Annotated in this window: 10 protein-coding genes; 3 read left to right on the top strand and 7 right to left on the bottom strand. The window is 55.8% G+C overall.

Annotated features, from left to right (window positions below; all coding sequences use genetic code 11):
* Window positions 1–171: 171 nt before the first annotated feature.
* The gene (locus AC07P6_RS00985; protein WP_434661144.1) at window positions 172–2,133 is read right to left on the bottom strand and encodes a glycoside hydrolase family 127 protein; all 1,962 of its coding nucleotides are present in this window, start codon (window positions 2,131–2,133) and stop codon (window positions 172–174) included.
* Window positions 2,134–2,143: 10 nt separating this feature from the next.
* Window positions 2,144–3,544, bottom strand: a complete 1,401-nt coding sequence (locus AC07P6_RS00990) for an MFS transporter (protein WP_112215944.1) — start codon at window positions 3,542–3,544, stop codon at window positions 2,144–2,146.
* 256 nt (window positions 3,545–3,800) lie between these two features.
* Between AC07P6_RS00990 and AC07P6_RS00995 the strand changes: the two genes are divergently transcribed.
* Window positions 3,801–4,616 (top strand): helix-turn-helix domain-containing protein, encoded by an 816-nt coding sequence (locus AC07P6_RS00995; protein WP_304254146.1) that lies wholly within the window; start codon window positions 3,801–3,803, stop codon window positions 4,614–4,616.
* Window positions 4,617–4,822: 206 nt separating this feature from the next.
* On the opposite strand, the gene feoC is transcribed toward AC07P6_RS00995, so the two are convergent.
* From feoC to greB, 5 genes are all read right to left on the bottom strand, one after another.
* Complete coding sequence (gene feoC / locus AC07P6_RS01000; protein WP_304261151.1) at window positions 4,823–5,059, bottom strand: [Fe-S]-dependent transcriptional repressor FeoC; 237 nt, start codon at window positions 5,057–5,059, stop codon at window positions 4,823–4,825.
* A 9-nt stretch (window positions 5,060–5,068) separates the two neighbouring features.
* Entirely contained in the window at window positions 5,069–7,387 is a 2,319-nt protein-coding gene (gene feoB, locus AC07P6_RS01005; protein WP_182235287.1) for a Fe(2+) transporter permease subunit FeoB, read from the bottom strand.
* Between the two features lie 27 nt (window positions 7,388–7,414).
* Window positions 7,415–7,642, bottom strand: a complete 228-nt coding sequence (gene feoA, locus AC07P6_RS01010) for a ferrous iron transporter A (protein ID WP_004126281.1) — start codon at window positions 7,640–7,642, stop codon at window positions 7,415–7,417.
* Window positions 7,643–8,052: 410 nt separating this feature from the next.
* Window positions 8,053–10,389, bottom strand: a complete 2,337-nt coding sequence (locus AC07P6_RS01015) for a Tex family protein (RefSeq protein WP_182235286.1) — start codon at window positions 10,387–10,389, stop codon at window positions 8,053–8,055.
* A gap of 101 nt (window positions 10,390–10,490) precedes the next feature.
* A complete protein-coding gene (gene greB, locus AC07P6_RS01020) occupies window positions 10,491–10,964 on the bottom strand; it encodes a transcription elongation factor GreB (RefSeq protein WP_110276279.1) in 474 nt (157 codons plus the stop codon).
* A gap of 236 nt (window positions 10,965–11,200) precedes the next feature.
* On the opposite strand from greB, the gene ompR reads away from it, so the two are divergent.
* A complete protein-coding gene (gene ompR / locus AC07P6_RS01025; RefSeq protein WP_006177890.1) occupies window positions 11,201–11,920 on the top strand; it encodes an osmolarity response regulator transcription factor OmpR in 720 nt (239 codons plus the stop codon).
* Window positions 11,917–13,278, top strand: a complete 1,362-nt coding sequence (gene envZ / locus AC07P6_RS01030) for a two-component system sensor histidine kinase EnvZ (protein ID WP_478315464.1) — start codon at window positions 11,917–11,919, stop codon at window positions 13,276–13,278. The genes ompR and envZ overlap by 4 nt, the downstream gene beginning before the upstream one ends.
* The last annotated feature ends 7 nt before the right edge of the window (window positions 13,279–13,285 follow it).

Here is a 13,285-nt window from a genome sequence, read left to right on the forward strand (position 1 = left end):
GTGACTAAAAATGATGGATATGTGAACCGCTGAGGGATTTAGCAAATAACTGGTAGGACCAATCTGTTTGGAGAGAGGGGGCATTTGAAACATAGCCTGGCCCGGAGGCGGCGCTTGGCGCGCATTGGCCGGGCTACCCGTTTGCAGACGGCAGCCCGGTCAGCGTAGCGCTTATTCGTCCGCTTCTTTCACCCAGATGCGCATTTCGCCTTCGCCGCGGTTGGCCCAGCTAAACCACGGGATAAAGGTCAGGGTCTGTTGCTGACGGGTGGACGGGGCGCGGTCGTAATTCCACAGCGCCTGGTTTTCGGCATTTTCCGCCGTTTGCTTATACCCCGGAGCCTGGAGGAGCGTCTTGTGAGCAAAAATCCCTTTGCCTTCAAACGCGCTGAACTGCGCATCGCGCGGCAGCTGTAGGTTATGCAACTGCTCGCCGTTATCTGCCTGTTCCAGGCAATAAACCAGCGGGCCGCGCTGGACGGCGACCTGGCCTGCCTGATGGCGTACCAGCGGATTACCATAAATACGCCGCACCGGCATTGGCAGCGTTAACACCAGCGTGTCGCCTTCCTGCCAGCGATGGCTAATGTGCAGATAGCCTTTACGTACATCCTGCGCAACCGCCACGCCGTTAAGCGTCACCTGCGGCTTATCGCACCAGTCCGGCAGACGCAGTGCCAGGGTGTGATTGATCGGGGTGGATGAATCGATGGCAATTTTCACCTGCTCCTGCCACGGATAGTTGCCGCTGATGCGCAGACGCAGCGTCTCATCGCCAACCGGGATCTCGGCGCTGTTGCCGACATACAGGTTGATGTACAGCGCGTCGTCATGCGGCGTGTAGATGTAGTGGCCCAGCGAGGTCAGCACGCGGGCGATGTTCGGCGGGCAGCAGGCACAGCCGAACCAGCGCTGGCGAACGGGCTTCACGTGGTCGTAAATATGGTTGAATTTTAATGACTTTGGATGCACTTCCAGCGGGTTAACGTAGAAGAAGTGTTTGCCGTCCAGCGCCATTCCGCCCAGCACGGTGTTATACAGCGCGCGCTCCATCACGTCGGCGTACTGGCTGTCGGCTTCCATTTCCAGCATTCGGCGGGCAAACATCATCAGGCCGATGGAGGCGCAGCTTTCGGCGTATACCGTGTCGTTTGGCAGGTCGTAGTCGCTGCTGAAGGCCTCTCCGCTGCTCTGCGAACCGATGCCGCCGGTAATATACAGCTGGCGATGAGCCATATTGTTCCACAAACGCAGGCAGTCCTGGCGTTTGCCTTCGTCCTGGCTTAAGCGGGCGAGATGAGCGACGCCGGTCATCAGATAGACAAAGCGCACCGCGTGGCCGATGGCGACCGGCTGCTCGGAAATCGGCTGATGCGCCTGGCTGTAGGGTTTGTCTTTAACCATCCACGCCGGGCCGTAGGTGTTCCAGTAGGAGGTTTGGCCGCGTTTTTCATATTCGATATCGTAAAAATGCGGCTGGGTTCCGCGCTCCTCAACGAAGTAGTTCACCAGCGACATGTAGCGCGGCTCCTGGGTCACGTCGTACAGGCGCATTAACGCCAGCTCGATTTCTGGGTGGCCAGGGTAGCCGTGCAGCTGCTTCTCTCCGGGGCCAAATACGCTATCGATATGGTCAGCCAGGCGGCAGACTACCTCCAGCAGGCGGCGCTTGCCGGTGGCCTGGAAGAAGGCGACGCCCGCTTCAATCATATGCCCGGCGCAGTACAGTTCGTGGCATTCGGCGAGGTTGGTCCAGCGTTCCTCTGGTGCTTTAACCGTGAAGTAGGTATTCAGGTAGCCGTCTTCGCACTGGGCGGCGGCCACCAGTTCAATGACCTCATCTGCGGTCTTTTCCAGTTCGGTGTCCGGTTTCTGGCACAGCGACCAGGCTACGGCTTCCAGCCATTTCGCCACGTCGCTATCCTGAAAGACCATGCCGTAGAATTCGCCCGCCTGTTGTCCGGCGGCGATGCGGAAGTTTTCTATTGCATGGCTTGGATCCGCCTCCTCGATGCGGTCATTAAGCGCATCCCACTGGTAGGGGATGACGACATCGCGCACCAGTTGCTGGTACTGGCCGAGGAACGGGTCGTTAATTTTCAGTTTGTGCAGATTGACTTCCATAACAGACATGACGGACTCCTTAAGACTGAACGTGACGCGTGCGCAGGTCAGTGGCAATGCGCGCCATCATCGGATTATTGAGTTTGCAGGCGCGGATCGAGAAGGCCAGCAGCAGGTGGAACAGGGCGGGCAGCAGGGTTTCCATTGAGGAGATCCCGGCCAGCGACAGAGCGGTCTGATTGCCAGCCCCCGGCTGATAGGCCACGTAGATAAAAATCAGGCTGATAATACCGGCGCTGGAGGCCCATGCCAGCTTGATGAAGAACAGGTTAAAGGCGAAGTTCATGCCGGAAGAGCGCACGCCGGTTTTCCACTCACCGTAATCATCGGAGAAAGCCATCAGCGAGAAGTGCAGCGGCAGGGTGAAGCCAAGAATAATGCCGTTGCCGAGGATCACCATCAGCCACAGGGTCTGATATGCCGGTCCGGTCGGTAAAAACCACATCGCGACGGCCAGCGCGGCCAGCACCAGGTTGGTGTAGTAGTAGAGTTTGACGGTATCAAAGCGGCGCGACAGCAGGTTGATGATGACGGAACCGCCAATCGACGCGAAGGTCACCATGGTGAAAAATAGTGAGGTGTAGCCGGTGGACCCCTCAAGGACGTAGGTGATGAAGTACATGTAGCCGCCGCCGCGGATATTAAAGACGTTGATCAGCAGGAATGACATCACCAGCATTAGCAGCAACTGGTCGTTTTTACGCAGCCCGGCGATATGCTCGCGCAGGGTAAATTTACCCATCATGTCCAGCGAGACGCGTTCGCGAACCCAGAAGAAACAGCACAGGAACATCACCACCGCAATAGCGCACAGCACGCCGACGCCATACTGATAGCCTTGGGCGGTGTTGCCCTGGCCGAGCGCGGTAACCAGCCACGGTAGCCCAACGGAGACTAAAAAACCCGCCACGCCGCATAGAACGAAGCGCCAGGCCTGGCACGAGATCACCTCGCTGTGGCGCGTGGTCATGGTGTTGATCAACGCGCAGTACGGTACGTTAATCGCGGTGTAGCTCACTGACAGCAGCAGATAGGTACCAAATGCCCAGGCGATTTTTACCCCCATGCTGGCATCAGGGACGGTGAAGGTCAGGACGCCAATCACGCCGATAGGTACGGCGATCCACAGCTGCCAGGGGCGAAAGCGTCCCCATCGGCTTTGAGTACGGTCGGCCAGCACCCCCATGATCGGGTCGGAAATGGCGTCGAAAACGCGCAGGGCGAGGAACATGGTTCCGACCAGCGCGGGCGTCAGGCCGAAGACATCGGTATAGAAAAAAGTTAAAAAGTTCATGATAAGGCAGGTGATGACTGTCCCACCCGCATCGCCCAGCCCGTAGCCTATTTTTTCCCGGAGGGATAATTTGTCGTCCTGGGCACGCTGTGCCAAATCGCTTGTCGTAATCGGAGCCGAAGTCATAAATAACTCCCGGAGAGGATGTGCGGAAAAATTTCCCGCTAAAAGTTGCGGGCTTTTATTGTGTAATTTGCAAAGTACGTTATTTATTCTGCACTAAATATTAAGAGCAACAAGGGAAGGGAAAAGTATAAAAAGGTGACGATTCCGACTTGATGGTAAAAGTGTGATTTTGATCCGGCATAACGCTATTTTATCGTGAATAATCAATAACAATGAGCGGTTGTTTATGATGCTAAAAGCGGAAAATTGAATATCTATGCTTGAATTATCCATGTCTCTTCCGATTAAGGTGCAGAACGGCGGGCTGTTTATTTCCCGCGGCATTGGTAGTCATCCGGCACGCCAACTTCACTCCTGGGAAATAATATTTGTTGAAAAAGGGACATTAGCGATTCGCGAAGGGAGTGAAGTTTTTAGCGTCAATGCCGGGGAAAGTTTACTGCTCTGGCCGCAGCGTTTACATGTTGGCGTGGGGCAATTTCCGGCGGACCTAAAGTTTTATTGGCTGCATTTTGAAGTGAACTCTGGTGAAAGCGATTCTTTACCTGAACCATTGCTTTCTATCCCGCAGCACACGCGAGTCGGCGAACCGCAGTATATTATTTCGCTGTTCCGGCAATTCTTACGCGAACAGGAAAATATTCATCGCAGCGTGGCGCTGGAATTGATCCTGTTGTTGATTTTGCAGCAAATTTCGGCGGCGGCAAGTGAACAGCCCGCCGATAGCCCCGGCAATGCGCTGGCGTGGAGAGCGCAGCAAATTATTCATACGCAGTTTCATCTGCCCATTTCCGCCTCAACGCTGGCGCATGAACTGCACTGCAACGCCGATTATCTGGGGCGCGTTTATCGCCATGCTTTCCGACTGACGTTAACCGAAGCGCTGCATCGCCAGCGGGTAAGGGCGGCGGAAAAGCTGCTCATTAGCGATTCGCTATCGCTGACTGAAGTGGCGATGAAATGTGGATTTAACGACGTGGGCTACTTTCGCAAGATATTTCGCAAGCACACCAGCCTGACCCCGGCGGCGTGGAAGCGTCGTTACTGCAAAGAGCATATTAATTCGGCGTAGGGTTTAACTAGTGTGTGCCGGACCTGATGTATCGGCGTGGCTTCATCCCGGGGGCGGCGCTTGACGCGCCTTGCCCGGGCTACAGGTTCGTGAGTTTTGCGAGTTTGGTTGCCCGGGCTACAGGTTTGAGTGTTCTGCGGGTTTGGTAGCCCGGACAGATGCGCAGCATCGCCTCCGGGGAAAGTATCTGTATAAACAGACCCCCTTCAGCGCAGCGACCACCACTCCCGCAGGCAGGCCTTACCTTCCGGGCAGCTTTTGCAGCTTCCGGAAAGACAGCCATCAGCATCTTCGGTCACTTTTACTGCTTTACCCATCGCCTCCAGGCGGCCCAGCATGGCGTCGATCATCGGCTGCGGCGTACGCAGGCGGACGCTCAACTGCGCTGCTTCCATCCGCCCTTGCAGGGCCAGCATATCGCGAACCTCAATTAACGACGCCATCATCGCTCCTTAGTGGCAATCGCCAGCCGGACTCTGGCAGCAGGACGACGGCGTTTTGCGCGTCGCCAGCAGCGAGACGTCCACCCGGCTACGCGCTCTGCGCAGCAGGCCAAAGACCAGAATATTGAACAACACCACCGCCAGAATGCACACCAGACTATAGCGCGGATGCTGGCTGAAGCTGACGGTCTGGTAATACAGCGTAGAGAGTGAATAGGCGATATTCAGGCCCCACAGGATAGAGAAGGACATCCAACCGCGGCTCGACTCGCGGGCAATTGCCCCCATGACCGAAATGCAGGGAATATAGAGCAGAACGAAAATCAGGTAGCTGTACGCCGCAGCGGCGCTACCGAATTTGCTGCCCATTACGCCCATCGCGCCGGTTTCCATTTCGCCATCGCCTTTGCTGGCTTCAATGGGGTTCGCCAGTACGCTCAGGCTGAAGGTGTCTTTCAGGCTTTGCCAGGTCTCATCCACCGCGGCCAGCAGCTCGTCGCCAAGATGGAACTCCTGCGGATTAAACGCTTCATTCTGGATATCTTCAGCGGTGTAGAGCGTATTTAACGTACCAACCACCACCTCTTTCGCCATCGCGCCGGTAAACAGGCCGACGGTCGCCTGCCAGTTATCCTCATGCACGCCAATCGGCTTAAACACTGGGGTAATTACGCGACTGACCGATGCCAGCGCCGAATCATTGATGTTATCGACGATCTTTCCGCTCAGCGAGAAGCTGTTCAGCGCGCTGAGGAAAATACTGACGATGACGATCACTTTACCGGCACGCAGCACGAAGCCTTTCAGGCGCTGCCAGGTCTGGATAATCAGACTCTTAATATGCGGGACGTGGTACACCGGCAGCTCCATCACGAACGGCGAAGCTTCGCCGCGCATAATTGTGTGCTTGAGCATCAGGCCGGTGAGGATCGCCATGACGATACCTAACAGGTATAGCGAGAAGACCGCCAGCGCGCCGTTCTGGCCGAAAAAGGCGGCGGCAAAAACAGCAAAGATTGCCAGCCGTGCGCCGCAGGACATAAACGGCGCCATCATGATGGTCATCAGGCGCTCGCGCGGCGCATCAAGGGTACGCGCGCCCATCACCGACGGCACGTTACAGCCGAAACCAACAATCAGCGGCACGAAGGATTTCCCTGGCAGCCCCAGCGCCTGCATCAGTCGGTCCATCACAAACGCCGCTCGCGCCATGTAGCCGGAGTCTTCAAGGAAGGAGAGGAACAGGTACATCATGCCGATTTGCGGCACCAGCGGCAGCACGGTATTAATACCGCCGCCGATCCCCTGGGCGAGGAAAATGGTCAGCCAGTCCGGGAAATGCAGGGTATAGCCGATCCACTGAATGCCGTGGATAAAGAGAGCCACAGAACCGCCATCAAAGATTGGCTGCAGCGCACCGCCGATGTTGATCGCCAGTAAGAACATCAGGTACATGACGAACAGAAAGACCGGCAGCCCAAGGAAACGGTTGAGGATAATTTTATCCATCGCCGCAGTGAAACGACTTGGCTCGGCGGTCAACGTGTTGCTGACCGCATCACAAATGGCGGCAATGCTTTGGTAACGCGCATCGGCGATATGCAGCGCCGGGTCGTCCAGCTCTTCGCTCAGATGCGCCAGCGCACTGTCCAGCTTGTGGGCGGCGTCACCAGCATAAGCGCGGCTGTAAATATCTCCTTCCAGCATCTGCAAACCCAGCCAGCTACGCTGACGTGGCGGGATGTTCTGCGCCATCGCTTGCGCCAGCTTGTCCGCTTCGCGCAGCAGTGGCTGCGGGTAGTGCACCAGCTCAATGGATTGGTTTTCCTGATGACGGTCGATAGCCATTTTTAAGGCTTCGATACCGCGTCCACGGGTGGAAACCAGCGGAATAACCGGGCAACCGAGGCGCGCTGCCAGCGCATCGACATCAATACGGATCTTTTGTTTTTCCGCGATATCAAGCATGTTCAACGCGACTACGCAGGGAATCCCTAGTTCCAGCAGTTGCAAGGTCAGGTAAAGGTTACGTTCCAGATTGGATGCATCAACCACGTTAATCAGCATGTCGGCATCACCGCTGAGGATGTAGTGGCAGGCAATCTGCTCATCCAGCGAGGTTTGCGAAGAGATAGTGGTCAGGGAATAGGTGCCAGGAAGGTCCACCAGCGTGACCTGATGGTCGGTGGTGTTGAAACCGCCTTCTTTACGCTCAACGGTGACTCCGGCCCAGTTGCCCACACGCTGACGCGCGCCGGTGAGCTGGTTGAATAGCGTCGTCTTACCGGAGTTAGGGTTACCAATTAAACCAATGGTTAATTTTTTCATATTCATGCTCTTAGTGCCGGTCAGGCTTTATTGTGCAACCGCTTCCAGTTCAATTAACGCTAAATCCTTTTTGCGTAATACCAGACTCACGCGTCGGGTTTCAATGTGAATAGGATCGCCTAGCGGCGCCACGCGAACCACATTAAAAGAGGAGCCGGGCAGCATCCCGAGGGACAGAAGTTTCTGCCGATAAGCCGGGCTAATATCGCGGGAGAAACCAGTGATTTTCCACGCACTATCAGGTGTGAATTGCATAGGACCTACTTGTATATCGCTAACTGAAAGAGAGTTTTCCGTATGCGCCGGAGGTGCAGCGCCTGGGACCGTAGCCAACGAAGAATAATAAATACTCACTGAGAATAATGATAATGAGAATAGTTTTTATCATCAATACATATAATGCGATAGATTCTATGTTTAGCCGGAAAATTGAGCTTTTGTTGATATTGAGCAAAGTCGATTTTGTCATCGCCACTGAGATAATAATTATTCTTATTACTTAATGTTTAATTAAGGTTTCGTTAGTTAACAAAATGAAAATATTAATCTCAGAAGTTCAATTCGCGCTTATTAAGAAGTTATAAGAAAATACTAATGCTTGTTTGCGCAATATGGCGAATGGCGGAGGAGAAGCGGCCCCTCAGCAAGAGGGGCCGAAAAGGGGGTTAGCGTTTTTTACCCATTGCTGCGGCCAGCGCGTCCATCATCGCGCTGTTGCCCGCAGGCTGCGCGTCACGACCGCGTGGTGGCTTAGCTGCTTTTGCCGCCGGGCGATTGCCCTGAGGACGATCGTTATTTCCGCCGCCGCGGCGGGCATTGGTTTCGCCAGGCTGTTCGTCCAGGCGCATCGTCAGGGCGATACGTTTACGCTGCAGGTCAACTTCCATCACTTTGACCTTCACGATATCGCCCGCTTTGACCACGGTGTGCGGGTCTTCAACGAACTTATTCGACAGCGAAGAGATGTGCACCAGACCGTCCTGATGGACGCCAATATCAACAAACGCACCGAAGTTGGTGACGTTGGTGACCGCGCCTTCGAGGATCATCCCCGGCAGCAGGTCGTTCATCGTTTCGACGCCATCGGCGAACTGGGCGGTTTTAAACTCAGGACGCGGGTCGCGGCCCGGTTTTTCCAGCTCTTTGATGATGTCGGAAACCGTCGGCACACCGAATTTGTCATCGGTGAAATCAACCGCTCGCAGGTTGCGTAATTCGCTGCTGTTACCCATCAGATCTTGCAGCGCCTGCTGCGTCGCCGCCAGAATTCGCTCAACCACCGGATAAGCTTCCGGGTGCACGGTTGAGGCGTCCAGCGGGTTGTCGCCGTGGTTGATACGCAGGAAACCCGCGCACTGTTCAAACGCTTTTGGCCCCAGACGGCTGACTTTAAGCAGTTGCTGGCGGTTCTGGAACTGACCGTTTTCATCACGCCAGGCGACAACATTTTGCGCCATCATGCGGGTCAGACCGGCAACGCGGGTGAGCAGCGGTACCGATGCCGTGTTGAGGTCCACGCCAACGGCGTTCACGCAGTCTTCAACCACCGCGTCCAGCTTACGCGCCAGCTGCGACTGGCTGACATCATGCTGATACTGGCCAACCCCGATGGATTTCGGGTCGATTTTCACCAGTTCGGCCAGCGGATCCTGAAGACGGCGGGCGATAGAAACCGCGCCGCGCAGGGAAACGTCGAGGTCCGGGAACTCCAGCGCCGCCAGTTCTGAGGCGGAATAGACGGAAGCGCCCGCTTCGCTGACGATCACCTTCTGAGCGGTCACTTTCGGGAACTGTTGCTGCACGTCGAGGAAGAAGCGTTCGGTTTCACGCGAGGCGGTACCGTTACCGATCGCCACCAGCTCAACGTTGTGTTTTTCACACAACGCAGCTACCGCCACCGCCGCTTTGGCGGCCTGCCCGGTATGCGGATAGATCGTGTCGGTCGCCACCACTTTGCCGGTGCCGTCGACAACTGCCACCTTCACGCCGGTACGCAGGCCCGGATCGAGACCCATAGTAGCGCGTAGCCCGGCCGGGGCCGCCATCAGCAGGTCATGCAGGTTGCGGGCGAAAACGTTGATCGCTTCGTCTTCCGCACGTTCGCGCACGGTGCCCATCAGCTCGGTTTCGAGGTGCATCAGCACCTTGATACGCCATGTCCAGCTCACCACGCCTTTACGCCAGCTATCCGCAGGAGCGTTATTCAAGCGCAGGCCGAGGTGGTCGATAATAATTTGCTCGCCATGGCTCTCTTTCGGTGGCTCGTCAAACTGCGGATCGGCATTCAGAGAGAGTTGCAGCACACCTTCGTTGCGACCGCGGAACATGGCCAGAGCACGGTGCGACGGCACGGTAGAAATCGGTTCGTGGTGATCGAAGTAGTCGCGGAATTTCGCCCCTTCCTCTTCTTTGCCGCTGACGACGCTCGCCACCAGGTGGGCGTTCTTCCACAGATAATCACGCACTTTAGCCAGCAGCCCGGCGTCTTCAGCGAAACGTTCCATCAGGATATAGCGCGCGCCGTCGAGGGCGGCTTTGCTATCCGCTACGCCTTTATCGGCGTCGATATATTTGGCGGCTTCGGTTTCCGGGTCGTGGGACGGTTCGTTCCACAGCAGTTCAGCCAGCGGCTCCAGCCCGGCTTCAATGGCGATTTGCCCACGCGTGCGGCGTTTTTGTTTGTACGGCAGATAGAGGTCTTCGAGCTCGGTTTTACTCAACGTACCGTTGATGGCTTTTTCCAGCGCCTCGGTCAGTTTGCCTTGTTCGCCGATGGACTTGAGGATCGTCTGGCGGCGGTCTTCGAGTTCACGCAGATAACCCAGGCGGGTTTCCAGATTACGCAGCTGCGTGTCATCCAGACCGCCGGTGACTTCTTTACGATAGCGTGCGATAAACGGCACGGTGTTCCCTTCATCAAGCAGGCGAACGGCAGCTTCTACCTGTTCAGCCCTGGCCTGAAGTTCACCCGCAATAATGCGGCAGAGCGAATCATTCATCATGGGTTTAATTCATCTTTAGGATCAAAAATCAGGGGGATAGTTATACGGACTGACACGGCAAAATGCCAGCCACGACCAAATCCTCTCGGAATGTTCCAGGCTTATTTCACGTATTCAATCTCATTCACATACCAGGCGGCTTCTCCCGCAGGTGTGTTAACGATAGCCAGGTCGCCGACCTCTTTTTTCAGCAGCGCGCGCGCCATTGGCGAATCAATTGAGATGTAGTCGTTGCGCCCGAAGATTTCATCGTAGCCGACGATGCGAAAGCGCTTGGTATCGCCATCATCGTTTTCAATCTCCACCCACGCGCCGAAGAACACCTTGCCTTCCTGCTGCGGGGAGTAATCAACGATTTTCAGATGCTCAAGGCATTTGGTCAGGTAACGCACCCGGCGGTCGATTTCGCGCAGGCGTTTTTTGTTGTACTGGTAGTCGGCGTTCTCGCTGCGGTCGCCGAGGCTTGCCGCCCAGGTCACTTTTTTTGTGACTTCCGGGCGCTCTTCGCGCCACAGATAATCCATCTCTTTTTTAAGTTTTTCATACCCTTCACGGGTGATCAGCGGCGTTTTCATCGAGAGTCCTGGTTCCTGTTACACATCTTTGTGCGATGGTGCGCACAATTCGTCGCACGTAATAATACCGACAGGATAAATAATGTGTCTTATGCTTAAATGTATACTTAAGCTGCTGTTAAATATGCTTTGTAACAATTTAGCCTGGAATATATACCAGATTTCGCTGGTGAGCGACCCGGGCTTTTTTGAGAATACGCACTGACAAATGCAGTGAACCTTTGGGAGTATAAACAATGCAAGAGAATTATAAGATTCTGGTTGTCGATGACGACATGCGCCTGCGTGCGCTGCTCGAACGTTATCTGACCGAGCAGGGCTTCCAGGTTCGTAGCGTGGCGAACGCTGAACAGATGGATCGCCTGCTGACCCGCGAGTCCTTCCACCTGATGGTGCTGGATCTCATGCTGCCTGGCGAAGATGGCCTGTCCATTTGCCGTCGCCTGCGTAGCCAAAGCAATCCGATGCCGATCATTATGGTGACGGCAAAAGGGGAAGAAGTTGATCGTATCGTTGGCCTGGAAATCGGCGCTGACGACTACATTCCAAAACCGTTTAACCCACGTGAACTGCTGGCCCGTATCCGCGCCGTGCTGCGCCGCCAGGCCAACGAATTGCCGGGTGCGCCGTCACAAGAAGAAGCGGTTATCGCCTTCGGTAAGTTCAAACTGAACCTCGGCACTCGCGAGATGTTCCGTGAAGATGAGCCAATGCCGCTGACCAGCGGTGAATTCGCGGTGCTGAAAGCGCTGGTTAGCCACCCGCGCGAGCCGCTGTCCCGCGATAAGCTAATGAACCTCGCTCGTGGCCGTGAGTACTCAGCAATGGAGCGTTCCATCGACGTACAAATCTCCCGCCTGCGCCGCATGGTGGAAGAAGATCCAGCACATCCACGCTATATCCAGACCGTTTGGGGCCTGGGCTACGTCTTCGTACCGGACGGCGCTAAGGCATGAAACGCGTGCGCTTTTCGCCGCGAAGCTCATTTGCCCGCACTCTGCTACTGATTGTCACCTTGCTGTTCGTCAGCCTGGTGACGACCTATTTAGTGGTGCTGAATTTCGCGATCCTGCCGAGTCTTCAGCAGTTTAATAAGGTTCTGGCCTACGAAGTCCGTATGCTGATGACCGATAAGCTGCAACTGGAAGATGGCACCCAACTGGTGGTGCCGCCGGCGTTTCGTCGCGAGATTTACCGCGAGCTGGGCATTTCGCTTTATTCCAATGAAGCGGCGGAAGACGCAGGCCTGCGCTGGGCGCAGCATTACGAATTCTTAAGTCAGCAGATGGCGCATCAACTGGGCGGGCCGACCGAAGTGCGGGTTGAGGTGAATAAAAGCTCCCCTGTGGTCTGGCTGAAAACCTGGCTCTCGCCCAATATCTGGGTGCGCGTCCCGCTGACCGAAATCCATCAGGGCGACTTCTCGCCGCTATTCCGCTATACCCTGGCGATTATGCTGCTGGCGATTGGCGGCGCCTGGCTCTTTATTCGAATTCAGAACCGACCTCTTGTCGACCTGGAGCACGCAGCGCTTCAGGTCGGGCGAGGCATTATTCCTCCACCGTTGCGCGAATACGGCGCATCGGAAGTGCGTTCGGTAACCCGCGCCTTTAACCATATGGCGGCGGGCGTCAAACAGCTGGCGGATGACCGTACGCTGCTGATGGCCGGGGTGAGTCACGATCTGCGTACGCCGCTGACGCGCATCCGTCTGGCGACGGAGATGATGGGCGAAGAGGACGGTTACCTCGCCGAGTCGATTAATAAAGATATTGAAGAGTGCAACGCCATCATCGAGCAGTTTATCGACTACCTGCGCACTGGCCAGGAGATGCCGATGGAGCTGGCGGACCTTAACTCGGTGTTGGGTGAAGTGATTGCGGCTGAAAGCGGCTACGAGCGTGAAATCGCCACCGACCTGCAGGCTGGTGAAATTCCGCTGCGGATACATCCGCTGTCTATCAAGCGCGCGCTGGCCAATATGGTCGTGAACGCCGCCCGCTATGGTAACGGCTGGATTAAAGTCAGCAGCGGGAGCGAAGGTGGCCGGGCATGGTTTCAGGTTGAAGATGACGGTCCGGGCATTAAACCAGAGCAACGCGAGCATTTGTTCCAGCCGTTCGTTCGTGGTGACAGCGCCCGCACCATCAGCGGAACGGGCCTGGGGTTAGCTATCGTCCAGCGTATTGTCGATAACCATAACGGCAAGCTGGAGCTGGGCTCCAGCGAGCGCGGTGGGTTATTGATTCGTGCCTGGCTTCCGGTTCCGGTGAATCGCGCCCTGCCGCCAATAAAACCGACTAAAGAGAGTTAAGTCTGCA

The organism is Klebsiella sp. GFKo11 (genome assembly GCF_056490265.1).